General features: G+C 62.2%; 24 protein-coding genes. 2 read left to right on the top strand and 22 right to left on the bottom strand.

What is annotated here, in order from left to right; genetic code table 11:
* Positions 1-235: 235 nt before the first annotated feature.
* From ftsH to ruvC, 20 genes are all read right to left on the bottom strand, one after another.
* On the bottom strand, positions 236-2,173 hold the full coding sequence (gene ftsH, locus OU993_RS12130; protein ID WP_268157357.1) for an ATP-dependent zinc metalloprotease FtsH: 1,938 nt from the start codon (positions 2,171-2,173) through the stop codon (positions 236-238).
* 102 nt (positions 2,174-2,275) lie between these two features.
* A complete protein-coding gene (tilS, locus tag OU993_RS12125; RefSeq protein ID WP_268157356.1) occupies positions 2,276-3,637 on the bottom strand; it encodes a tRNA lysidine(34) synthetase TilS in 1,362 nt (453 codons plus the stop codon).
* A 1-nt stretch (position 3,638) separates the two neighbouring features.
* The gene (ybgF, locus tag OU993_RS12120) at positions 3,639-4,622 is read right to left on the bottom strand and encodes a tol-pal system protein YbgF (RefSeq protein ID WP_268157355.1); all 984 of its coding nucleotides are present in this window, start codon (positions 4,620-4,622) and stop codon (positions 3,639-3,641) included.
* A 193-nt stretch (positions 4,623-4,815) separates the two neighbouring features.
* Positions 4,816-5,346, bottom strand: a complete 531-nt coding sequence (pal, locus tag OU993_RS12115; protein WP_268157353.1) for a peptidoglycan-associated lipoprotein Pal — start codon at positions 5,344-5,346, stop codon at positions 4,816-4,818.
* Between the two features lie 182 nt (positions 5,347-5,528).
* The gene (gene tolB / locus OU993_RS12110) at positions 5,529-6,842 is read right to left on the bottom strand and encodes a Tol-Pal system beta propeller repeat protein TolB (RefSeq protein ID WP_268157352.1); all 1,314 of its coding nucleotides are present in this window, start codon (positions 6,840-6,842) and stop codon (positions 5,529-5,531) included.
* 84 nt (positions 6,843-6,926) lie between these two features.
* Positions 6,927-8,060, bottom strand: coding sequence for a cell envelope integrity protein TolA (locus OU993_RS12105; RefSeq protein ID WP_268157350.1), 1,134 nt, complete (start codon positions 8,058-8,060; stop codon positions 6,927-6,929).
* Positions 8,061-8,069: 9 nt separating this feature from the next.
* Positions 8,070-8,528 (bottom strand): protein TolR, encoded by a 459-nt coding sequence (gene tolR / locus OU993_RS12100; RefSeq protein WP_268157348.1) that lies wholly within the window; start codon positions 8,526-8,528, stop codon positions 8,070-8,072.
* Between the two features lie 27 nt (positions 8,529-8,555).
* Positions 8,556-9,275: a protein TolQ gene (gene tolQ / locus OU993_RS12095; protein ID WP_268157346.1), complete on the bottom strand. Its 720-nt coding sequence runs from the start codon at positions 9,273-9,275 to the stop codon at positions 8,556-8,558.
* A 238-nt stretch (positions 9,276-9,513) separates the two neighbouring features.
* Positions 9,514-11,187, bottom strand: a complete 1,674-nt coding sequence (locus tag OU993_RS12090) for a CRTAC1 family protein (RefSeq protein WP_268157345.1) — start codon at positions 11,185-11,187, stop codon at positions 9,514-9,516.
* Entirely contained in the window at positions 11,184-12,605 is a 1,422-nt protein-coding gene (locus OU993_RS12085) for a hypothetical protein (protein WP_268157342.1), read from the bottom strand. Before OU993_RS12085 ends, OU993_RS12090 begins: the two co-directional genes overlap by 4 nt.
* Positions 12,606-12,662: 57 nt before the next feature.
* Entirely contained in the window at positions 12,663-13,106 is a 444-nt protein-coding gene (gene ybgC / locus OU993_RS12080) for a tol-pal system-associated acyl-CoA thioesterase (RefSeq protein WP_268157704.1), read from the bottom strand.
* A gap of 120 nt (positions 13,107-13,226) precedes the next feature.
* Positions 13,227-13,742, bottom strand: coding sequence for an NUDIX hydrolase (locus tag OU993_RS12075; protein ID WP_268157340.1), 516 nt, complete (start codon positions 13,740-13,742; stop codon positions 13,227-13,229).
* Between the two features lies 1 nt (position 13,743).
* Entirely contained in the window at positions 13,744-14,640 is an 897-nt protein-coding gene (locus tag OU993_RS12070) for a metallophosphoesterase (protein ID WP_268157338.1), read from the bottom strand.
* On the bottom strand, positions 14,641-15,681 hold the full coding sequence (gene ruvB, locus OU993_RS12065; RefSeq protein ID WP_268157336.1) for a Holliday junction branch migration DNA helicase RuvB: 1,041 nt from the start codon (positions 15,679-15,681) through the stop codon (positions 14,641-14,643).
* Complete coding sequence (locus tag OU993_RS12060; RefSeq protein WP_268157334.1) at positions 15,678-16,076, bottom strand: PIN domain-containing protein; 399 nt, start codon at positions 16,074-16,076, stop codon at positions 15,678-15,680. The genes ruvB and OU993_RS12060 overlap by 4 nt, the downstream gene beginning before the upstream one ends.
* Positions 16,073-16,333, bottom strand: coding sequence for an AbrB/MazE/SpoVT family DNA-binding domain-containing protein (locus OU993_RS12055; RefSeq protein ID WP_268157332.1), 261 nt, complete (start codon positions 16,331-16,333; stop codon positions 16,073-16,075). Before OU993_RS12055 ends, OU993_RS12060 begins: the two co-directional genes overlap by 4 nt.
* Before the next feature lie 57 nt (positions 16,334-16,390).
* Positions 16,391-17,008 carry a Holliday junction branch migration protein RuvA gene (gene ruvA, locus OU993_RS12050; RefSeq protein WP_268157329.1) on the bottom strand — a complete coding sequence of 206 codons (618 nt, stop codon included), beginning with the start codon at positions 17,006-17,008 and terminating at the stop codon, positions 16,391-16,393.
* 16 nt (positions 17,009-17,024) lie between these two features.
* Positions 17,025-17,441 carry a type II toxin-antitoxin system VapC family toxin gene (locus OU993_RS12045; protein ID WP_268157328.1) on the bottom strand — a complete coding sequence of 139 codons (417 nt, stop codon included), beginning with the start codon at positions 17,439-17,441 and terminating at the stop codon, positions 17,025-17,027.
* A gap of 2 nt (positions 17,442-17,443) precedes the next feature.
* Entirely contained in the window at positions 17,444-17,695 is a 252-nt protein-coding gene (locus OU993_RS12040; protein WP_268157326.1) for an AbrB/MazE/SpoVT family DNA-binding domain-containing protein, read from the bottom strand.
* Between the two features lie 57 nt (positions 17,696-17,752).
* Positions 17,753-18,265: a crossover junction endodeoxyribonuclease RuvC gene (gene ruvC / locus OU993_RS12035; protein WP_268157324.1), complete on the bottom strand. Its 513-nt coding sequence runs from the start codon at positions 18,263-18,265 to the stop codon at positions 17,753-17,755.
* A 189-nt stretch (positions 18,266-18,454) separates the two neighbouring features.
* Between ruvC and OU993_RS12030 the strand changes: the two genes are divergently transcribed.
* On the top strand, positions 18,455-19,768 hold the full coding sequence (locus OU993_RS12030; protein WP_268157323.1) for a hypothetical protein: 1,314 nt from the start codon (positions 18,455-18,457) through the stop codon (positions 19,766-19,768).
* A gap of 130 nt (positions 19,769-19,898) precedes the next feature.
* Positions 19,899-20,897, top strand: coding sequence for an LLM class flavin-dependent oxidoreductase (locus tag OU993_RS12025; protein ID WP_268157320.1), 999 nt, complete (start codon positions 19,899-19,901; stop codon positions 20,895-20,897).
* A gap of 46 nt (positions 20,898-20,943) precedes the next feature.
* Here OU993_RS12025 and OU993_RS12020 read toward each other — a convergent pair whose 3' ends face one another.
* Both OU993_RS12020 and OU993_RS12015 read right to left on the bottom strand, forming a co-directional pair.
* Positions 20,944-21,570 carry a hypothetical protein gene (locus tag OU993_RS12020; protein ID WP_268157318.1) on the bottom strand — a complete coding sequence of 209 codons (627 nt, stop codon included), beginning with the start codon at positions 21,568-21,570 and terminating at the stop codon, positions 20,944-20,946.
* 122 nt (positions 21,571-21,692) lie between these two features.
* Positions 21,693-22,436 carry a sulfite exporter TauE/SafE family protein gene (locus OU993_RS12015; protein WP_268157316.1) on the bottom strand — a complete coding sequence of 248 codons (744 nt, stop codon included), beginning with the start codon at positions 22,434-22,436 and terminating at the stop codon, positions 21,693-21,695.
* Between the last annotated feature and the right edge of the window lie 85 nt (positions 22,437-22,521).

Raw genomic sequence — 22,521 nt, 5'->3', positions numbered from 1 at the left:
GTGCTCCTTGAGTGCTGCGCGCTCTTCATAGCGCGTCTTGTTTTGACGTCAGCCGGCAGTATCGCGCCAGCATCCATGCTCGCTCTTGCCACAGAAACTCCGGGCGAGCATCTAAATTACCGTCAAAATCGATTATATCCCGTTACCGAAGTCTCAATCTTTGCTGCGAATCGACAACGCTAAAGGCCGCCGGGTTTCCCCGACGGCCTTGTTATGGGTCCCTGAAAGGGCGATCTCAGTGCGGCTGCGGCTCAAGCCCGCTTTCCGGCTCACCGTCGCTCTTCGGCTCGTCCCGCTTCGGGCCGGCCTTCGGCACGGCGGAACCGCGCGCAGTCGGGGTGTCGTCGCCGGCATCGCGGGAGGGCTTTTCACCCCTCAGCAGCGCCTTGATCTCTTCGCCGGAGAGCGTCTCGTATTCGAGCAGGCCTTCGGCCAAGGTGACGAACTCGTCGTGCTTGTCGGTCAGGATCCGGCGCGCCTCGGTGTAGGCCTCATCGATCAGACGACGGACTTCCGTGTCGATCTTCTGGGCGGTCGCTTCCGACACGTTCTTCGACTGCGAGACAGAGTGTCCGAGGAAGACTTCCTGCTGGTTTTCACCATAGGCAACCTGGCCGAGGATGTCGGAGAAACCCCATTGGGTGACCATGGCACGGGCAAGCTTGGTGGCCTGCTCGATGTCCGAGGATGCACCGGACGTGATGTTCTCCTTGCCGAAGGTCAGCTCTTCGGCAACGCGGCCGCCCATCATGATGACGAGGCGGGACACCATCCACTTGTAGCTCATCGAATAGCGGTCGCCTTCCGGCAACTGCATGACCATGCCGAGCGCACGACCGCGCGGAATGATCGTCGCCTTGTGCAGAGGGTCGGCCACCGGCACGTTGAGCGCGGTGATGGCGTGACCGGCTTCGTGATAGGCGGTGAGCTTCTTTTCGGCCTCGGTCATGGCAGAGGAGCGGCGTTCCGCACCCATCATGATCTTGTCCTTGGCGTCTTCGAATTCCGCCATGGTGACAAGCCGCTTGTTGCGGCGCGCGGCCATCAGGGCGGCTTCGTTGACGAGGTTCATCAGGTCCGCACCGGAGAAACCGGGCGTTCCGCGTGCCAGAACCTTGAGATCGACATTCGGTGCCAGCGGCACGTTGCGCGCATGCACCTTGAGGATGCGTTCGCGGCCAACGATATCCGGGTTCGGAACGACGACCTGACGGTCGAAACGGCCGGGACGCAGGAGCGCCGGGTCGAGAACGTCCGGACGGTTCGTTGCGGCGATCAGGATGATGCCTTCATTCGCCTCGAAACCGTCCATCTCGACCAGCAGCTGGTTCAGCGTCTGTTCGCGCTCGTCATTGCCGCCGCCGAGACCGGCACCGCGGTGACGACCGACGGCATCGATTTCGTCGATGAAGATGATGCAGGGCGCGTTCTTCTTGGCCTGTTCGAACATGTCGCGGACGCGGCTTGCGCCGACACCGACGAACATTTCAACGAAGTCCGAACCGGAGATAGTGAAGAAGGGAACATTCGCTTCGCCAGCCACAGAGCGGGCGAGAAGCGTCTTACCGGTACCCGGAGGGCCGACGAGCAGCACACCGCGCGGAATGCGTCCGCCGAGCCGCTGGAACTTCTGCGGGTCGCGCAGGAATTCAACGATTTCTTCGAGGTCTTGCTTGGCTTCGTCGACGCCGGCGACGTCATCGAAAGTGACGCGGCCATGCGCTTCCGTCAGCAGCTTCGCCTTGGACTTGCCAAACCCCATCGCACCGCGCGAGCCGCCCTGCATCTGGCGCATGAAGAACAGCCAGACACCGAGGATGAGAAGCATCGGCAGAAGCGTGCCGATATAACTCAGGAACCCGGAGGAACCGTCGGTCTCCGGACGTGCGGCGATCGTCACGTTCTTCGACTGAAGACGGTCGATCAGACCGTCATCGATGACGGGCGAATAGGTCTGGAAGCCTGCTCCGCTGTCGGTATAGGTCCCCGTGACCCGGTTGCCGGTGACCATGACGTCACGCACCCGGCCGGAATCCACGTCGCGCAGGAACTGCGAATACGGGATTTCCCGTGAGCTCGTTTGTGTGGGCGCCGTCTGGAACATGCTGAACAGAGCGATCAGCAAGAGGGCGATTATCGCCCACAGGGCGAAATTACGAAAGTTTGGCTTCATCGAACTCCCCGGACAATGACGGCCTACTCTCCGGCAGCCGCCTTACTTGCCGTCTAACATAGGATTGAGGCACGGCCTTGCCAAGGCAACGCCGCACAGTCCTTATGTTTTACGCATGAAAACGTTAAGCGGCGATGGTGGAAATTCATCCAGTCCCGCTTGTTTTGCCAGTGATACCGCAAGTTTCAGATCGAATTGCGGCAGGAACCGGTCATAGGGCGCGAGAAGAGGCCGAACCCAGGTGCGTCCGTTTGCCGCCATTTCCTGCGGAATGATGTCCGGAAGCGAGCGATAGGCTTGCAGTGCCAGGCTTCCGGGAAGAGTTGGAAATGCGGCGCTCGCTGCTGCCCGATCCGCCGGGCACGGGCGTATGACGACCTCCCCGTCATTCACGTTCTCAAGGGAGAAGCGGCCGTCCCAGGCAACGGTCCCACCCGCCGCAATGGCAAGCTCGGGCAGGTTGCGGCTCTCGCGCACAAGATAAAGCCGGTCTCGGCGGCGATCGAACACGACCCGGCCCACCGTCATCCGCCCTGGCCTGCCGGTTGCGAGAAAGTCGGCGAGACGCGCCAAGCTGTCACGCGAGGGACCATAGGACCGTCCGCCGATGACCGAGGTAAGCGCGCTCAGCGCGTGCATCCACACGGCCTCGTCGGCCTGGAGCATGTCCGTGAAGAGTTCGGCCGCGACCCCGCGATGCAGCGTCAGATGCTGTTCAAACAGGTGCGCCGCGGCCATGCTCAGGCCTTCGCGCATGGCCGATGCCTTGGAAATCTGCGCGATGTGGCCGCGCACCGCCTCATCATCGAGTGTCAGGCCTGCCCGAATGCGGGCCCGTTCAAAGCGGGGGTCCGTATTGCTCGGGTCCTCGATCCAGCCGATGCCGGCGGTAGACAGGCAGTCCCGGATCGCCTGCCGGCGTGCGGAGAGCAAGGGACGGTGCAGCCAGATGGAACGGTTGACGAGTACAGAAGGCGCCATGCCGGCAAGCCCGATCGACCCCTCGCTGCCGGGTCTTCCGGCGCGCATCAGCACCGTTTCGATCTGGTCGTCCAGCGTATGGCCGGTGACGATGAGGCTCGCCTGCTCCGTCAGAGCGACACGGCAGAGGCGGTCGTAGCGGGCCTCCCGGGCGGCGGCAGAAAGGCCGCTGGCCGGTTTGACCCCCTCCCATCGATCGGTGATGTGACGGATGGCGAGGCTCTGGCAGATACGGGAGACCTCGCGGGCTTCCACCGCAGACTGCGGCCTCAGCGCATGGTCGATCGTCACCGCCAGCAGATCAACAGGAGTTTTGCAGGTCGCCGCGCAACGCTGCAGCAGAAAGAGAAGGCCAAGCGAATCGCTCCCGCCGGAGACGGCGACAAGAATGCGCGCGGGCTTGGCAAGATCCACCAGGAAGCGCTCGATGGCCTCAACCGGCGGAAGCGGCGACGGGGCGTGTGCCTGCGCCGGATCGATCACGTCAGCAGCTCAGCCGCTTTTGTTCGCTCGCAACCTTGCTCAGAACCGGTTTCGAGGCGTTGGGGTAACGTTTGCCCACCTCGCGCAGCGTGGCACAGGCGGTGTCGCGATTGTCCAGGGCGGCGAGCGACATGCCGAGCTTCAGCAACATTTCCGGCGCCTTCGGCGAGGTGCCATAAGCCTGGTGCGCGTTGAGGAAGGTTTTCGCGGCCTCGTTATATTTGCCTTGCGAATATTGCGCTTCGCCCAGCCAGAAATTTGCATCCGCCGCGCGGGCGCTTTTCGGGAAACTCTGCAGGTACTGGGTGAACTCGCTTTCGGCGAGCTTGTAGTCGCCCGAGAGCACATGATTGTAGGCGCCACGATAGGCGTCACTCTCATTGCCGAGAGATGCGGTCTGCTGTTCGGCCGGTTTGGCAGCCGGGCCGAGATCGACACCCGGCAGATCGGAAGAGTTGCGGGCACCGCGGTTGATGCTCGCACCCACCGGCTGGCCGCTCTTGTCGACCTCGAGCGAACCAAGCGTCGCCTGGCCCGGCGCGGTCTGGGTGGTGGACGAAGACGGACGAGAGGCGCTCGCCACCGGCGGCGCGCTCTCGATGATCGCTCCTACCTGGTCGCTACTGTTTTTTTTTGAGCCGGCTGCCGGAGCGGCAGCGACTGAGGGAGCCGAAGCGCTTCCCGTCTGGCTCTTTTCGAGCTCCTGGAAGCGGAATTCGTTATCCTCTTGGGTCTTGCGCATCTGCTCCTGCATCTGCAGCAGCTGGAAGCTCATTTCCTCGACGCGTCCGTTCAGCTGGCGGATTTCTTCCTGCAGCTGCTGAATGCGCACCGCATCACCGGCGCTTTGCGTGCGCACAACGGGCGCCTGCTGCTGCGCAACCGGCCGCTGGCCGCCCTGGAAGACGTCCGACAGGGTAAAGGCCGAAGCCGTTCCACCGGTTGCGGCAAACCCCAGCACCGTTGCCAAGACAAATCTGTTCATGTCCTTCGTCCTGCTCATCTTGAAGCTGCTCCCTTAAAGTGCAGACAGATGGTCCTTCAAACACCCGGCAGAAGAATAACCACGTTGACCCATCAACAATAGGCCAAGTTCGGCCAAACTATGAAGACGGCATGTCGTGGTGAAAAGAAAAAGGCGACCATCGGCCGCCTTTCCATCTGCCATCGGCGGCTGATCAGGAACCGGCGCCACCGAGAACGGTGACGGCGCGGCGGTTCTGCGACCAGCACGAGATGTCGTCGCAAACAGCGACCGGGCGCTCCTTGCCGTAGGAAATGGTGCGCATGCGGTTGGCCGGAACGCCACGCGATGCGAGGTAATCGCGGGTCGCTGCGGCGCGGCGTGCACCGAGTGCCAGGTTGTATTCGCGCGTGCCGCGTTCGTCGGCATGGCCTTCGACGGTGATCGCATAGTTCGGGTAGCGCATCAGCCACTGGGCCTGACGGTCAAGCGTCTGCTGGGCGTCTGCACGGATCGACGAGGAATCGGTGTCGAAGAAAATACGGTCGCCGACGTTAACGGTGAAGTCCTGAGACGAACCCGGGGTCGCGGCACCGGCGCCAAGGCCGAGCTCGCCGGCACTGTTCGGCATGTTCTTCTTGTTGGCGCAGCCAGCCAGTGCAAGAGCAAGCGTCAGTGCGATAACGGCCGGATTGCGGGCCAGGTTCTGCATGCGGCTCATCGCCGGGGTATGGTTGCGGCTCATCGCCGGTCTCTCCTTGATCACAAATAGGAAGCAGTGTCTGGTGTTTTATCGTTTCCGGACTGTATGCTTTCCTGGTTAACCCATTCCCAACCATCATGGTTAACAGGACGTGAAGATCAGCTATCATGCCGAATTCTCAGGAGAATGCGGCATGACCATGGCACAAGGCCAGATTGTTGCCCTTATTCAAGCAGCGGCGACCAGGCCGGATCCGATCCGAAGGCCGGGGTCTTGACCAGCTGCTCGTTGTAACCGGTCAGATCGATCGAATAGAGCTGCGGGCCACCGGCACCGGCGGCCTGACGGAAGAACATCAGGACGCGGCCGTTCGGTGCCCAGGTCGGGCCTTCATTGTGGAAACCGCTCGTCAGGATACGTTCGCCAGACCCGTCCGGCTTCATCACGCCGATCGAGAACTTGCCGCCCGACTGCTTGGTGAAGGCAATCAGATCGCCGCGCGGCGACCAGACCGGCGTCGAATAGGCACCGTCGCCGAAGGAGATGCGCGTCTGGCCCGTCCCGTCGGCATTCATCACGTAAAGCTGCTGACGCCCGCCGCGGTCGCTTTCGAAGACGATGCGGGCACCATCCGGCGAATAGGAGGGCGACGTGTCGATCGCCGCCGTGCTGGTCAGCCGGGTCGTCGTGCGCGAACGCAGGTCCATCGTATAGATGTTCGAGTTGCCGTCCTGCTGCAGGCTCATGATGACCTTCTGGCCATCCGGCGAAAAGCGCGGCGAAAAGGTCATGCCGGGGAAGTTGCCGACCACCTCGCGCTGCCCGGTCTCCAACTGGAGCAGGTAGACACGCGGCTGCTGGCCCTCGAAGGACATGTAGGTCACTTCCTGACGGTTCGGCGAAAAGCGCGGCGTCAGAACGATGTTCTTGGCATCCGTCAGCATGCGGACGTTAAAACCGTCCTGGTCCATGATGGCGAGCTGGCGCTGGCGGGCGGTCTTCGGACCGCTTTCGGACACGAAGACGACGCGGGTATCGAAATAACCCTTCTCGCCGGTGATCTTTTCATAGATCGCGTCGGCGATGATGTGCGCCACGCGACGCCAGTTTTCCGGCTGGGTGAAGAACTGCTGGCCGGTCATCTGCTGGCCGGCAAAACTGTCCCACAGACGGAATTCGGCGCGAAGACGGCCATCGGCCTCACGCGTCACACGACCGGTCACCAGTGCCTGGGCGTTGATGGCCTTCCAGTCCTCGAACCGGGGCATCTGGTTGGGATCGGTGATCTTCTGGATGAAGGCCGCCTTGTTGATCGGCGCAAACAGGCCCGACCGCTGCAGATCGGCGGCAATGACGCTCGATACCTGCGCACCGAGGTCTCCGTTGGACTGGAAGTCCGTGATCGCGATCGGCAGCGGCTGAACGTTGCCCTTGTTGATGTTGATCACGACTTCGGCCTTGGCCGGGGTCACGACCGCAGTGGCGGTCAGCATGCTCGCCGCCACCATCACGGCACGGAGAAGATAACTTTTGATCATTGAGACAAGCCTTTCAGCTTTGCACGGATATTGAGGCGAGGCTTTCGGATCGGACGGTTTTTCATCGTTCCAAAACCTCCCAGCTTAAAGAGCGAATTCGGAAGGATCGAAGTTCAGGACCAGAACATTCCATCCCTTTTCGCCCTCATATTTCTCGGGCGGCAAATTCTTCAATGGGGCGGATTTGAAGAGCGCGCGGCGCGTGCTGCTTTCGACCGCCCGACGCGTGCCTTCCGGTCCCCCGGTTGCGGTGACTTCCGGCTGGCCGACGATATTGCCGGCCTGGTCCAGCTCAACGCGGATGCGCACGCGCACTTCCTGCACGCCGGTCAGGCCCGCCACCAGCGACCAGTTGCCCTGGATCTGGCCCTTGACGGAATCGATTTCCGTGGCGCTGAGGCCGACGCCGATGGTCTTCTTGTCGCCACGCGAGGCGACTTCCGTCGAGCGCTTCGCGCCGCCGCCGGCCGCTTCCTGCTTGTTGAGCATGGTGGCGATCTCATCGGCGTTGAAGTCGCTCTGCTGCGAAGAAGCGGCCTTGGCGACCTCCTGCTTCTTGTCCGACACCTTCTTGTCCGGCGTCTTTTCGGCAGCCTTGGCATCCGGTTTCTGCTCGGCCGGCTTTTCCGCAGGCTTGGCTTCCTGCGGCTTCGGCGGCTCGGGCTTCGGGCGGGCAGCCGGTATCGGAGCGGCATCGGGAAGGGGAATTTCCTCGGCCTGCTTCTCGACGGGTTTGGGTTCCGGCTGTGGTTCAGGTTTCGGCGTTGGCGGCGTGATCTCCGGCTTCGGCTGCGGCAGGGCTGCAACCTCCTGCGGCTTCTCGACCGTCTCTTCCGGCGCGATGTCCTTCACCTGATTGTTTTCGTTGGTCGGGTTGGGCAGCGGCTTTTCGACCTTGGGAGGGGCCGCCGCAACCTCGGTTTCCACCGGACGCTTGGCAGGAGTCGGCGGGTTCTTCAGGTCTATATCGTTGTCGCCGGCATTCTCGGCATTCTCGACGACCTTCTGGTTCTTGGTTTCCTTCGGCGCCGGTTTTTCGGTTTTCGGGGCGTTCTGTTCGCCCTTCTGCGTCTGGGTGATCGACTCGACGGGCACGATATCGACCGGCAGCGCATCGACCGGCGCGACCTCGAACGAGGCCGGCGCGCTGAGGGACAGAAGCGCCCAGCTCAGCACGAGCGTATGCATAACCAGCGATGTGCCGAGACTAGTCTTCATGTCGACCCGTCAATTCTGCGTTTCCTGCAGCGTCACAAGACCGATATTCTTGAAGCCCGCTGCGGAGATGCGCGCCATGACCTTCATGACGACGCCATAGGCGGCAGCCGTATCGCCGCGTACATAGATGCGTTCGTTGTAACCGGTCGTGGCAATGGCCTCGAGCTTCGGCACCACCTCGTCCAGCTGGATCGGGGTTTCCTGCAGATAGATCTGGCCTTCCGGATTGACGGATACCGTGATCGGCTGCGTATCGGAATTCATCGCCTTCGCCTGCGTTTCCGGCAGGTCGATCGGCACGCCGACCGTCATCATCGGTGCGGCGACCATGAAGATGATCAGCAGCACGAGCATGACGTCGACGAGCGGGGTCACGTTGATTTCGCTGATCGCCCCGCCGCGGCCACGGCCGCCACGACGGCGCCGGCCGCCCCCCGAGCCCTTCGATCCTCCTGCAGACATACCCATGATACGCTCTCCTGGATCTCGACGGGTTTACTGGGCAGCCTGGCGCGGCTGCAGCTTCTCGTCGATCTGGCGCGACAGGATGGCCGAGAACTCGTCGGCAAATCCTTCCATGCGCGACGACAGCTTTCCGGCATCGCCCATGAACTTGTTGTAGGCCATGACGGCCGGAATAGCCGCAACGAGACCGATGGCAGTTGCCAGAAGCGCTTCGGCAATACCCGGCGCCACGACGGCGAGGTTGGTGGATTTCGAACCGGCAATCGCCTGGAAGGAGGTCATGATACCGACGACCGTACCGAAGAGACCGATGAAGGGACCGGCCGAACCGATGGTGGCGAGCGACGGAAGACGCGCCTCATAGGTTTCGCTCTCACGGGCAATCGTCACATCCATGGCGCGGTCGATGCGCATCTGGAGGCCGATCGGCGAACGCGCACCGCGCTCGAAGCTCTTTTTCCATTCGCGCATGGCCGCCACGAAGATCGCCGCAAGACCGCTATTCTGGCGTTCGGCCAGCGTCCGGTACAGCTCCTCAAGCGACTGTCCCGACCAGAAGACCTGTTCGAACTGGTCGAACTGACGTTTTGCCTTGGCAAAGGTCATGTACTTGTCGATGACGATCGCCCAGGTCCAGACCGATGCGCCGATCAACCCGATCATGACCAGCTTTACGATCAAGCCGGCCTGCATGAACAGAGACCAGAGGCTCACCGAGCTCGCCGCAGCTGCCAAATCCGCGTGTTCCATCTACCCACTACCCCGAATCAAATTACCCGGCACGTACCAATACGGACCGGTTCGCCAGTTCTCATCCAGAAGACGCGACTTGCGCAGAATTGCCCGTTTGCCTGAGATTTCAGCCTGCTTCTGACCGTTAAATTTGGTCAAACGAAGGCGTGCACCGCACAAACGCTATGGCAGCCAGTAAGACAATATTATGGTTAAGGATGTATTGATGCGCAGGGCCAATTGATGGCCCCTCCCCCTACTGCCGGCTTGCCAGCGCCGCATCGCCATCAAGGGGTAGCCAGTATTTTGCCGCCGTCGCACCCCGTTCGATGACCACGTGATTGTTGGCGAAGATGCGATAGGGCTGGCTCCATTCGCCATCCGGCCATTGTACCCGGACCACCGCCCGCTCGTTGACCCCGAGCCCGAGATGCACGAAACCCGCCTGCCCCGACACATGACCGCCGCCGACCGACACCGTGCGGGTGATCGTGCGGGTGCCGATCCTGACATTGATCTTGGCTCCGACCGCAAACGGGTTCACCTTGCCATTGTCGAGGGCGATTTTCGTCCAGTTGCCGAGCGGCCGGTGACCCCAGTCGGTGCGCGCCCCGAGATTGCGCAGAAGACTTGCCGGCGCCATGCGGTTGACGATGACGATGTCGAGCATCCCGTCATTGTTGAAATCATCGACCGCCGCCCCGCGGCTGCGGGCCCGATCAGCAAGGCCGGCCGCCAGCCCCTCTTCGTGAAAAATGCCGTCAAAATCGCCGAGCAGAAGGTTGTTCGGATCCTCGGACGCGAATTCCGGCATGGCCTCAACATTGCCCTTGGCGATGAAGAGATCGATGTTGGTGTCGTTGTTGACGTCGGCGAACTGTGCATGCCAGCCGGTCGATGGTTTCACGTCGGACCCGGTGTAAGGCCGGTGGGCCGTCGCCTGCCGCTCGAATGCGATGTCGCGATAGGTCGGCCGGTCTTCCTCCGCATCATCGTCCAGCGTCTGCAGCTTCGTGTCGCCCATCGAGGTCAGCGCGTAATCCGGCCGGCCATCGCCATTGAGATCCGCTTCCGCAATGCCCATGCCCCAGATGGTGAGCGGCTTCCAGCCCTGCCCCGCCGAATAGAGCTTTGGCGCCCGGGCGGCCGGGACGGCCCACAACTGCTCCTGACCGCCGCGATAATATTGGCGGTCATTGGTAATGCGCAGATCCCGCTCGCCGGTATTGTTCCAGTCGGTGAACAGCATGGAGAGCGCGCAGTAACCCGGTTCGAGCGACAAAGGCTCACCGTAATCGGCCGTTTCGCCCGGCCGCGGCCGCATCAACACGTTCGGCGCGCAGGTGCCGAACGGGGTGCCGGGCGCGGAGCGATCGACATAGTTGCCGAAGGCGAGTGTCGGAAACAGCTGTTCCGGCTCCCAGGTGGCGGCAAAGGCGGTGGTCCATTCACGCCCACCTTCGAAGGCGAGGCTGCGATTGGCCTTCTCGAACCGGCAGCCCCCCTTGCCGCGCAGCACAAGATTTTCACCGAGCCGCAGGACGACGAGATCCAGGATCCGATCATTGTCGATGTCGAGCGGATAGGCGCCGAGGACTTTCTCCAGGTCCTTCGGATCGATGCCGGCGTCCGTCTTCTCGAAGCGCAGCGCGCCGCCGGTGGGCGAATGGTTGACGTAGAAGGCGGCTGCGCTGCTGCCGCCGGCCAGAAACAGGTCCGGTTTGCGATCGCTGTTGCAGTCGAAACTCGCGACCCCGCCGCCGACGAAATATTCCCACGGCCCCATATAGCGATGGTCGATGCCCGCCGATGTCGCTTCCTCCTGGAAGTGCGGCACGTCCATCAGAAAAGGCGCCTTGCCCTCCGCGGCCGCTGTCATGGCGGAAAGGTTCAGAGCGTAGAACGTGACGAGAATGGACGAAAACTTCATGGCCCGATCACCAGGGTCTTGAGGAAAGCGATAATGGCCTGGCGGTCGACCTCTTCCGCCGCCTGATAGGCGTCGCTGGCCGCCCTTCCGGACCCGCCATGCGCGCGGATGATCTCGTCCAGCGTCGTCATGTCGTTGCGGTGGCCATAAGGCGGGGTCGAGGCAACACCCCAGAGTTCCGCCGTCATGAAGATGTTGCGGTCGACGAAACGCTGCGCCATCAGCTCGTTGCCGAGCGTCTCGCGACCGCCATCCGTCATCACATGCCGCTTCAGGTCGCCGAAGAGCGGCACCAGAACCTCGCCCTTTTCGTTGCGCGGCAAGATCTTTGCCCAGGCGAACAGGTTGAGATCGTAGATGGCGGGCTCGCGCACCTGCCGGTCGTTCAGCGTGCCGGCCACATCGAAGGGACCTGGATCGGCAAAGCTCAAGGACGAGAGCGGCAGGCTCGGTTTGTGGCAGACCGCGCAGCCCAGCGTGTCGAAGGCCTTCGCGCCGCGTTCGGCCATCTGTTGCCATCTGGCATCCTGAGGCGCCGCCTGTTGCGGCGCGTAAAGGGTCGCCTGCCAGGCGACGAGCGCCGAGACATCGCCGTCGGAGATCTCGTCGGGCTTTTCGTCGCCATCGAAATCCGGGGTGCCGGTCCAGCGAGCCCCGAAACGTTCGCGTGCTTCCATGCCATGATGATGGTTCAGCGCATTGACCGTGAATTGGCGCAGCGAGGTCATGACCCCCTTCTGGCTGAAGGGGCGGATGACGAGATCCATGTCGATGCCGTCGAGTTCGCGCATGTCCACCATGCCGTCCGGGGAGACGGTCAGGAAACCGTAATCGATGCCCTTCGAGACAAGCCGGACGCGCACGGTTTCGCCCCGCCGCGCCGCCTCGCTTCGCGCCTCGGACCGCTGCCGGTGCAGATCCTCGGTGATTTCGCGTGCCAGAAGTTCGATCAGGCCGGCGCCGAACAGGGAATTCGTGCCGCGCTCATTGGAGAACTGCGGATCGGTGGAATCGAAATCCGCGCTTTCAAAACCCTCCGAGACGAAAACATTGGTGACGAATTCGCCGGCACCGCCGGGAAACGGCAGGTTATGACAGCCGGAACAGCCATTGGCATCCATGCCGGCCGTGCGGGAAAATTCGCCCGCCGCCGGCGGGTGTTTGCGGCGGGTGGGCACGATCGCCTGCGTGGCAAAGGGGCGGCCATTGCCGTCGAGGCTGGTGAAGCGCGCGGCAAACAGCTTTTCACCGATCGATGTCAGACGCGCGAGGTGTTCGGCACTCAAGAGACCGGAGACCTCAGGCCCTGCCTGACCGATCTCCGGTGTCCGTTCCTCCCACGGCTCGGCAGCCAGAACCGGGTTGCCCGCCAGTGCACACAACACCACGGCAACCGCGCGACAGAGTGCGTGCGGCATGAATTCGTCCTCCCTGCTCCTTGATACAGCAGGCAGAGCGAACTGTCAGCCGTCCGTTCAACCGGCGAGGAAGGAGGAAGCGATGGTTTCCGGCAGACGGCGCGGACGACCATGCTTGTTGATGACGGCAATGACGACCTTCGCGGCAATCAGCAGTGTCTCGCCGCGGCGGATTTCCTGCGTCAGCACCATCTTCGCGCCGCCGGCCTTTTCCGTCCGGGTCAGGACGGTGAGGATATCATCCATGCGTGCCGGCGCCTTGAAGTCGATCTCCATGCGGTGCACGACAAAAACCAGCCCTTCGTCATCGACCGACAGAAGCGCGCTCTGCTCGCAGCCGAGACACCGAAGGTAATCCGTGCGACCACGCTCCAGGAAATGCAGGTAGCGGGCATGGTAGACGAGGCCGGAGAAATCCGTGTCCTCGTAATAGACCCGTTGCACAAGGCGGTGGCCGCCATCAACAAGGTCACCGGACAGGGAAACGGAAAAATCCGACATAAGATCCGACATGGGCACGCCACCAGCTTCTGATATCAAAGGCGGGTGCATGGCCCGCGTCCCTGTCATACTGACGACAGGGACGGTTGCAAGCCTTCCCGTTGAGGCAGGGCAAAAGGCTCAGCGAGGCGGCTTGATATCGAGATTACGATCGTCCCAGACGAGATGGCGCGGCGTTTCAGGCAGCGCCTCGATCTCGCCGGCGATGAAATAGGGCGGATTGTCGAGGGCGGTGAGCGCAGCCGTCGTCGCCTCGACCCATTTGAACTCCAGGTCGTTGTTGCCGTCCTGCACGCGGTGGATGATCCCCTCCGGCGCGAACGGAAAACTCTCCGGGATCTGCATCAGGTAATAAAGGCCGAGTTCGTGCCAGTCGCGCCCTTCGTAGTGGAAAAAATTCTCCACCATCCAGAGCAGCCGCTCCACCTGAACCTCGACGCCAAGCTCCTCCACCATTTCCCGCTTCAGTGTCTCTTCCGACGTCTCGCCGATCTCCGCACCGCCGCCGGGAAAGGTCCAGAAGCTCTCATGCGTTGCCCGGTGCACCAGAACGTGGCCGTTGCGGAAACCGAGCCCGGCAATCCGCATCTGAAAGGTGCGCTTCGGCTTCGTTTTGATGCGGATGCGGGTTCCCATGTCATGCTCCGAGTTCGATCATCAGGATTTCAGGCCAGTTGCCGATGCGCATCGGCAGCGAAGAGCAGCCAAGCCCGCGCGAGACGATGAGATCGCCTGCAGATTTGCGGAACAGACCCGCCGGATAAAGCGCGGAACCGTAAGACGCATTGACGGGTCGCCAGCCGAACAGGTTGACCTGGCCGCCATGTGTGTGTCCCGACAGGGTGAGGCTGACACGCGGATTGGGATTGAGGAAGACATCCGGCTCATGCGCCATCATGATCACCGGCGCATCGTCTGTGACCTGCGAGAGCGTCCCGGCAAGATCGTCCACGCCGGTATCATAACCGTGCCCATATCGGGCAAGCAAGGCGATCTGGTCGCCGAGACCCGCCAGCCAAAAGGCACGCCCGTCCTTTTCCAGCCGGAGCGCCTGATTGACGAGAACGGAGACGCCAGCGGCTTGCATTGCCTGCCTGACAACCGGTTCCCGCGTCGGATCACGCTGAAAGGCACTGTCGGACCAGTAATCGTGGTTGCCGAGCACCGCATGCACGCCAAGCGGCGCATGGAGCGCGCCGAGCGGCTTCGACCAATCCTCAAGCGCGATCGGCTCGGCCAGCTTGTGGATGCCCGGCATGTAATCCCCGAGCAGCAGGATCATGTCGGCCTCAAGCGCTTGGGCCTGCGCGCAGATGCTTGCGACACGTCGCCCATCCATCCACGGCCGGCAGGCATGGATATCGGCAATCACGCAGATCTTCAGCGAAAGGCCCGGCGTCCAGCGTTTTGGCGTCAGCCGATAGCTCTCGATGCGCGGCTTGGCAAAGGCCTCAAGAAACGGAAAGGCCACCGTGCCGACAGCGGCAACGAAGCCGCCCGCCAGCAGCTTCAACAGCGAACGACGTGTGAGCACTCAGTCGTCCTCGCTGAACAGACGGAATTGCGCCGCCTCCAGATCCTTTGGCGGCTGCAGCCCGAGGTGCCGCCAGGCGGTTGCCGTCAGCACGCGCCCGCGCGGGGTGCGCTGAATGAACCCCTGCTGGATCATGTAGGGCTCGATGATGTCCTCGATCGCATCGCGTGGTTCCGAAAGACCCGCGGCAATCGTCTCGATCCCCACCGGGCCCCCGCCGAAATTGACGGCGATCATGCTGAGATAGCGTTTGTCGAGCTGATCGAGGCCGGCATGGTCGACGTGCAGGCGGGTCAGCGCCTCATCGGCGATCTCCTTCGTCACCGCTTCGGCCCGCGCCACCTCGGCAAAATCGCGCACGCGGCGCAACAGCCGGCCGGCAATACGCGGCGTGCCGCGCGCGCGGCGGGCGATCTCGCGAGCGCCGGCATCGGTCATGCCGAGCCCCATCAGCCGCGCACCGCGCCGCACGATTAGTTCCAGCTCATCGACGGTATAAAAGTTCAGCCGCACCGGAATGCCGAAACGGTCGCGCAACGGTGTCGTCAGCAGGCCGAGACGCGTGGTGGCGGCAACCAGGGTGAACTTTGACAGGTCGATTTTCACAGAGCGCGCCGCCGGGCCCTCGCCGATGATGAGATCGAGCTGGAAATCCTCCATGGCCGGATAGAGGATTTCCTCAACCGCCGGGTTCAGCCGGTGGATCTCGTCAATGAACAGCACATCGCGTTCTTCGAGATTGGTGAGAAGCGCCGCAAGATCCCCGGCTTTCGCGATCACCGGCCCGGAGGTGGAGCGGAAATTGACGCCGAGTTCCTTGGCCATGATCTGCGCCAGCGTCGTCTTGCCAAGACCGGGAGGACCGACGAACAGCACATGGTCCAGCGCCTCGCCGCGGTTCTTTGCCGCCTCGATGAAGACCTTCAGATTGGCGCGCGCCTCCGCCTGGCCGGTAAACTCGTCCAGCGTCTGCGGGCGCAGCGCCGCATCAAGATCTTCGCCCTTTTTTTCCGGCGACAGGATGGGATTGGGTAAGGTCATGCGAGCAATTCCATGCCGGGGACTCGCTCCGCGGCTTTTTTATCCAACGTCATGGTGGTCCGGCATCCTAACTCCCGGTTCTTCAGAGCTATATAGATATCTGCGAACTCTTCGGTCGAACGATCCATTTCATCGAGGGCCAGCTCGATCAGGTTTTCGTCTTCCATGACAAGATTGTCGGAATCAAGAAACCCCGACAGGATCAGCTTCAACTCCTCCCGCGACATCTTGAGACGCCGGCGGGCGGTCCAGATGAATTCGAGCAGGACCGCGCTGTTGATGAAGCCCGGCTCCTCTGGCGTCAGGCTCTCCACCCAGGCCGTCACAAGCCTCGATTGCGTTTCGTCATCCTGACAGACGAGGCGCAACAGAATGTTAGTGTCTATGCCGATCATTCGGATCGCATCACATGCTCGGACACCGCCTCGCCGACGGCGTCATCCATGTCTTCAAGACTGAGAGGTGCCATGCCGGGGCGATGCAGGATGCCGGCCAGATCGCTCAGGCGTTTGTTCTTGGCCTTCAGACTGACCTTGCCGTCCTGAACGACGTAGCGGATCCGGTCTCCCGGTTTCAGCTTCAGCAACTCTCGAACTTCGGCCGGCACCGTCGTCTGCCCCTTGGAGGTCATGGTTCCGTAAAAGACATTCATCGCACCGATCTCCTTACTCTGTGAGATTAGTAAGGAGAGAATGAAAAGGCAAGGAAATCACCGCGAGAGCTCCTTCAAACCCAGCCGGATCAGCTTGGCGCTGTCGGCCCCTTCCCCGGCAATTTTCAGTGCGGCAGCCACGGCATTGGCGGCCTGGTCGCGCGAATAGCCGAGGTTGGTGAGCGCGGAAACGGCATCGGCAACCGGTGCGGCAGCGACCCCCTCGCCCAGCTCCTGCTTCAAGCCGATGGTGCCACTCGCCTCGCCCGCAAAGGCCGGGGCACGGTTCTTCAGTTCGGTCACGATGCGCATCGCAACCTTCGGACCGACCCCCGGCGCGCGGGAGACAGCCGCCCGGTCCTGCAGGGCGATAGAATTAGCCAGCTCGGACGGCGTCAGCGTCGAGAGCACGGCCAGCGCCACCTTCGCGCCGACGCCCTGTACGCTCTGCAGCAGATTGAACCATTCCCGCTCCAAGGCGCTCATGAAGCCGAACAGCTTCAACTGGTCCTCGCGCACATAGGTCTCGATGAACAGGATCACCGCCTCGCCCACCGATCCGATGCGCGACAGCGTGCGGGACGAACAATGGGCGACGTAACAGACGCCATGCACATCCACCAGAACATAGTCCTCACCGATCTCGTCGATGGTGCCTTTGAGTTTGCCGATCATGAAAGGGGTCCAAGCCTTAAAGCGGATGGGTTTCAGGAGAGATAAGGGGCACGTCGGGAAAGTAGGCGCGGTAGCCTTTCGGATCGCGCGTCAGGATTGCATATCCGCTGATCGCCGCATGCGCTCCGATGAGGAAATCAGGCAGCACGCGATCCTTCGCTCCACCAGCAGCACGATATACACGAAAGGCGGCACCGGCTGCGAATGCGGCAGACCATGGCAGGCTCTCACGATGAAACTCGTCGGGCGGCAAGAGCCGATCCACCTCATCGATATCTCGGTAGCGAACAGAAAACTCGGCATAGATGACCGGGTTGATCACAAGCGGTTCGCGCCCGGCAATCTTCATCAGACAGCTTCGCGACCAGCCGTACCAGGCCGGATCCCGAACGGCCAGATCCACCAGCACATTCGTATCAACCAGAACCGCCAAGATTATCGGTCCCGCGTCAGACGCATCAGGGCATCTGCATCGACATCCTGCGCGCCCGACCCTTCAAGCCGGTCGAGGGTCTCAATGAACCTGGCAAGGCGGTCCCGTTCTGCCTCGGGGTGAACCATCTGCTTGGGGGCAAGCGTCAGCCTGCCATTCTCGATTGCGAAGACGACCTCGGAATTGGGCGCAATGCCCACCATCTCGCGAAGATCGCGGGGTATCGTTACCTGACCTTTGGACGTCACACGCATTGACCGGCTCCCTTTCCAGTAAGAAATATCCTTACCGGGAGAACAAGTCAAGAACATCTATGCGGAAGCCAGCACCTGGCGCATGCGGTGGCCGCCGCGATTGTGGGCGTGGCAGATGGCAATCGCGAGCGCATCGGCGGCGTCGTTGCCCTTGAACTCCACCTTCGGCATCAGGATCTTCAGCATCATGTGGATCTGCTGCTTTTCGCCGTGGCCGACACCGATCACCGCCTTCTTCACGGCATTCGGTGCATATTCGGCGACCGGAAGCCCGGCGCGAGCCGGCACCAGCATCACCACGCCGCGCGCCTGGCCAAGCTTCAGGGTCGCAACCGCATCCTTGTTGACGAAGGTCTGCTCGACCGCCGCCTCGTCGGGTTGATAGCTATGCACCACCTCCGCCAGTCCGTCGTGCAGCTGGCACAGGCGCGAGGCAAGATCCATGTCGCCATCCGAGGTCACCGTACCGGAGGCGACGAATTTCAGGCTGTTGCCCAAGGTCTCGATGATGCCCCAGCCGGTGCGGCGCAGGCCGGGGTCGATACCGATGATCCGAATCGTGTTGCTCATGACCGCAATCCTACTCTGTTTGCCGCCACCCGGGCCAGCGGCGATGTGAACAAAAACGAAACAAAGCCGCACGAGCGTTAACCAAGTCTTAAAGTTACCAATTCGGACCTCACCCGTACCGTTAAACGAAGGCAACCGGCACGGCCGAATCGCATTAGGGGTTCCCAGGAACCAAGATTGGAGGTCATCATGATGATGTTCACCCGCTTGAAGATCCGGCCGATCGAGACGATCCTGTTGTTCGTCGCGTTCAATCTCGTGGCTGTTCTCCTCATCGCCGTTAAGGCCATGCGGATGTCGCCTGAGATCCTGGGCTTCAGCATCCTCGCGGCTTTGTCCGCATGCGCAGCAATGGGCATGATCGCATTGACGATCGATATGCCCCTGAGGCGCCTTGCGCGCGATGCGCAGGCATCACAGCGGGCAGGATCCACCCCTCACGAGGGCCCCGAGTCCAGGCGGCGCGACGAAATCGGCGTGCTCGCACGCGCCCTGATGCGTCCGCAGCCGGCTCTGCCCGAAACGCCGGCACAACCGGACGAGACGCTGCGCCGCATCGATGAGACGCTGCGGCGCCTGTCGAACGGCGATCTCAATTGCCAGATCCAGGAGGAGTTCGAGGGACCGTTCGAAGCCCTGCGGATGCGCGTCAACCGGCTGGCGGCCATGCTCAACGTCAACCTCTATGCGATGCGGGAAAACAGCGCTGTGCTGAAGGAACAGGCCCGCAGCAGCCAGGGTGACCTTGCCGTCATCGGCGACCGCATCACCAACGCCATTCCGACGGCAAAGAAGGCCTCGACCGCGCTCGACGTGCTGCAGCGCTCCGCGCGGCTCCGCCACGATGACGCTGAATTCATTGCCCGCCGGGTGGATGCGCTCGGCGGTACGGACAGGCAATTGACGGAAACCGCAAACTCCCTTCGCGACGCCGGCGATGGCGCCAGCCGGTCGCTCGACCGCCTGACCGAACTGGCCCATGCGGTCGGCGATCTGGCCATTCAGGCAGAACAGCTGTCCGTCGTCCTGCAGGACGAGGCGCGGCAGGGGGAAGATCCCGCGAAAAGCGATGGCGGCGAACCCGTGCGGCTCACCCGTGCGCTGGCCGATTCCAGCATGCAGACGGCCCGGAACCTGCTGCGTCAGTGCCGGGAAACGGAGCAGCATGTTGCAGAAAGCAACCGGGCGCTATTGCGCCTGGAGCGCTCGGCGGTGCAGGTCGGTTCGGCAATCGCCGAGCTGAAGGAACCGGCAGAGCGGCTTGCCCGCAATGCGGATCTCGAAATGCAGCGCCTGTCGCTCGCGCATCTGGCGGCGGCGGAAACCGACAACGTGTTGGCCCGTTCGCTGGACATCGTCCAGGCGAGTGAAGGTGCGCTGATCCGTATGATGAGCGAGGTCAGTGCTGTCGAGACGCGGCTTGCGGCCTTCCAGTTCGCGGCACCGGCACAGTCTGGCCGGACAAGAGCCGGCGAAAAGCCGAACCTGCGCTGCATTACCTGATCAGGCGCCAACAGGTGAGCCGAAGGGCCGGGTCTCGGAAATCGAGACCCGGCCCTTCGTTTTCGTCGTCGAATGACTACATGGCAGTCAACACACCGTCGATGATGAACCGAACACGCAAAGCAGTGCCATGATCCCCTTTTCTCTTCTCGATCTCTCTCCCATTCCCGACGGCGCGGATGCAAGCCAGGCGCTCGACCACTCACGCCGGCTGGCGCAGACGGCCGAGGAACAGGGTTACAAACGCGTCTGGCTGGCCGAACATCACGGCATGCCCGGCATTGCCAGTGCCGCGACCGCCGTCGTCATCGGCCACATCGGGGCCGCCACCAAACGCATCCGCATCGGCTCCGGCGGCATCATGCTGCCCAACCACTCGCCGCTGGTGATTGCAGAACAGTTCGGCACGCTGGAAGCGCTGTTTCCGGGTCGTGTCGATCTGGGTCTTGGCCGCGCGCCAGGAACGGACATGCGCACCGCACGCGCGCTGCGCCGCAACCTGGAGGCCGGTGCCGAGAATTTTCCGCATGATATCGTCGAACTCCAGCAGCTTCTCGGCGCGCCACGCGAGGACCAGGCGATCCTCGCCGTGCCCGGCATGAATGCGAAGGTGCCGATCTGGCTGCTCGGCTCCAGCCTCTACAGCGCACATCTGGCCGCAGCGCTGGGCCTTCCTTATGCGTTCGCCTCGCATTTTGCGCCCGATATGCTGCTCGATGCGCTGGCGATCTATCGGGAGCGCTTCCAGCCGTCCGACCAGCTGGACAAACCTTACGTGATTGCCGGCCTGATGGGCGTTGCAGCAGAAACGGACGAGGAGGCGCAGTATCATTTCACCTCGGCGCAGCAGCAATTCGTCAATCTGCGACGCAATGTCCGGGGTCGCTTCCCGCGGCCGGTCGAGAGCATGGATGGCTTCTGGACCGATATGGAACGCATCAACGTGGAACACACGTTGCGTTATGCGGCCGTCGGTTCATCGGAGACAGTGCGACAGAAGTTGGAGGATTTCGTCGCCGCTACCGGCGCGGACGAGCTGATCATCTCGATGCCCGTTCACGACATCGAGGCCCGTCTGCGCTCCGTGGAACGGTTTGCCTCTCTGCCGCTCATGCAGAAGATCCAGTAGCGCCCCCGAACCCTCATGATCCCGGACGGCCACGGGATGAACAGGCTCAGCTGGCGGCAGGCCAGCTGAGATAATAATAGCTGTCGCCCACCATGCCGAAATAGGCGCTGTTGCCGGTCGCCTTGTCGGTATAGCTGCCATCCTCGTTCAGCGCATATTTGCCGCCGCTTTCGCGGCTGAGATGATCCCGCAGATAGGAGCTCCATTCGGATGTCTCCATCGTCGTTGCCGTATTCGCCGTTACGTCCTCGGCCTCGACATCCCAGGCGGTGATCGTCTCGCCCTTCTGCGCGTCGGTCACCGTCAGCGTGCCCGCCTCCAGGGCGGCGAGCATGGCTTCGGCCTGCGCCTTGGTCGACGACGTCTCCGTCATTTCCTCCAGCTTCGCCTTCAAACCCTTCATGAAGGAGGTGCTTTCGATGTCGTCGGAGACAGTCTCTTCCGACGTCTCGTCGGTATCCGAGGACGTGGTCCCGGTCAGGTAATCGGCCAGCGTATAGGTCGAACTGTCACTGCTATCGTCTTCGGAAGTATCGACGCCGTATTGCGCCAGAATACTGCTGGCGGAACTCTCGCTGCTGTCTTCCTGGGAGGTTCTGGCCTCCTCTTCCTTCATGATGCGCAGCGTGGTCTGCATGGACCAGAGCCGGGTCGAATCAAGGGCGGACACCATGGATATCTCCTGAAAATGAGGGGTCACGATCCCGCTGGGGGAGATGGAATCGGACAAGGGCTCAAATGCAGGACGAGGCTGCCACAGCTGGCATGCCCCAGGCTTGCCCGGAACCTCCGCGGTCAGAGCAGCCGGATGATCGCCGTGGCGACGATGAGAAGCGAGACCGCAATCATCAGCGGACGGACCGGCAGGTGCTTGACGAGCACCGCCCCCACCGGTGCGGCCAGGACGCCGCCGACGATAAGGCCTGCAGCCGAACTCAGCTGCGTCCAGCCAAGCGTCAGGATGAAGGTGAGCGAAATCACCATGGTAACCGCAAATTCGGTGAAATTCGTCGAACCGATCACCGTCTTGGCATCATGGCCACGTCCGAGAAGCGTGCTGGTGACGACGGGCCCCCAGCCACCGCCGCCGATCGAATCCATCAGGCCGCCAAAACCGCCGACATAAGGAATGATCCAGTCGCTGACGTCACGCGGCCACCGTGGACGAAAGGCCTTGTAGAGGATGTAGAGGCCAATGCAGATCAGGTAGACGGAAATGAACGGCGAGATCACCGAACCGTCCAGGCTGGACAGGAGATAGGCGCCAATCGCGCCGCCCAGCATGCCGGCAGGCGCCAGCCGCGCCACAAGCCGCCAGTCCACATTGCGGTGATAGGCATGCGAAAGGCCGGAGGCGGCCGTCGTAAAACATTCCGTCACATGCGTCATGGCACTTGCGACAGCGGGCGGCACGCCAACCGACAGCAACGCTGTCGTGCAAAGCACACCGAAGGCCATGCCCAGCGCCCCGTCGACGATCTGCGCGAAGAACCCGATGGCGACGAAAGCGAGAAAATCGGAATTCAGAAATTCGGGCATTCGCGCTGCTCCTGTTGACGACACTGAAAGAGCTACCCGAAACAGAAGAGCCGAAAAAGGAACCGAAATCTATTCCTATCGCCCG

Source organism: Rhizobium sp. SL86, from assembly GCF_026672545.1.
In the GTDB taxonomy this organism is placed as follows: Bacteria; Pseudomonadota; Alphaproteobacteria; order Rhizobiales; family Rhizobiaceae; genus Neorhizobium.
The sequence above is the reverse complement of the archived record's forward strand: the minus strand, read 5'-3'. Positions and strand labels throughout refer to the sequence as shown.

Bases quoted from the DNA above. Each gene is read 5' to 3' on its own strand.
- OU993_RS12105 (WP_268157350.1), bottom strand. From the start codon at position 8,060: ATGAAGACTAGTCTCGGCACATCGCTGGTTATGCATACGCTCGTGCTG.
- OU993_RS12055 (WP_268157332.1), bottom strand. From the start codon at position 16,333: ATGAATGTCTTTTACGGAACCATGACCTCCAAGGGGCAGACGACGGTG.
- ruvB (WP_268157336.1), bottom strand. From the start codon at position 15,681: ATGACCTTACCCAATCCCATCCTGTCGCCGGAAAAAAAGGGCGAAGAT.
- OU993_RS12075 (WP_268157340.1), bottom strand. From the start codon at position 13,742: ATGGGAACCCGCATCCGCATCAAAACGAAGCCGAAGCGCACCTTTCAG.
- OU993_RS12040 (WP_268157326.1), bottom strand. From the start codon at position 17,695: ATGCGTGTGACGTCCAAAGGTCAGGTAACGATACCCCGCGATCTTCGC.
- ftsH (WP_268157357.1), bottom strand. From the start codon at position 2,173: ATGAAGCCAAACTTTCGTAATTTCGCCCTGTGGGCGATAATCGCCCTC.
- ruvA (WP_268157329.1), bottom strand. From the start codon at position 17,008: ATGATCGGCAAACTCAAAGGCACCATCGACGAGATCGGTGAGGACTAT.
- tolR (WP_268157348.1), bottom strand. From the start codon at position 8,528: ATGGGTATGTCTGCAGGAGGATCGAAGGGCTCGGGGGGCGGCCGGCGC.
- ybgF (WP_268157355.1), bottom strand. From the start codon at position 4,622: ATGAACAGATTTGTCTTGGCAACGGTGCTGGGGTTTGCCGCAACCGGT.
- ybgC (WP_268157704.1), bottom strand. From the start codon at position 13,106: ATGTCGGATTTTTCCGTTTCCCTGTCCGGTGACCTTGTTGATGGCGGC.
- ruvC (WP_268157324.1), bottom strand. From the start codon at position 18,265: ATGAGCAACACGATTCGGATCATCGGTATCGACCCCGGCCTGCGCCGC.
- OU993_RS12090 (WP_268157345.1), bottom strand. From the start codon at position 11,187: ATGAAGTTTTCGTCCATTCTCGTCACGTTCTACGCTCTGAACCTTTCC.
- OU993_RS12030 (WP_268157323.1), top strand. From the start codon at position 18,455: ATGATGATGTTCACCCGCTTGAAGATCCGGCCGATCGAGACGATCCTG.
- OU993_RS12025 (WP_268157320.1), top strand. From the start codon at position 19,899: ATGATCCCCTTTTCTCTTCTCGATCTCTCTCCCATTCCCGACGGCGCG.
- tolB (WP_268157352.1), bottom strand. From the start codon at position 6,842: ATGATCAAAAGTTATCTTCTCCGTGCCGTGATGGTGGCGGCGAGCATG.
- OU993_RS12020 (WP_268157318.1), bottom strand. From the start codon at position 21,570: ATGGTGTCCGCCCTTGATTCGACCCGGCTCTGGTCCATGCAGACCACG.
- OU993_RS12015 (WP_268157316.1), bottom strand. From the start codon at position 22,436: ATGCCCGAATTTCTGAATTCCGATTTTCTCGCTTTCGTCGCCATCGGG.
- OU993_RS12085 (WP_268157342.1), bottom strand. From the start codon at position 12,605: ATGCCGCACGCACTCTGTCGCGCGGTTGCCGTGGTGTTGTGTGCACTG.
- pal (WP_268157353.1), bottom strand. From the start codon at position 5,346: ATGAGCCGCAACCATACCCCGGCGATGAGCCGCATGCAGAACCTGGCC.
- OU993_RS12060 (WP_268157334.1), bottom strand. From the start codon at position 16,076: ATGATCGGCATAGACACTAACATTCTGTTGCGCCTCGTCTGTCAGGAT.
- tolQ (WP_268157346.1), bottom strand. From the start codon at position 9,275: ATGGAACACGCGGATTTGGCAGCTGCGGCGAGCTCGGTGAGCCTCTGG.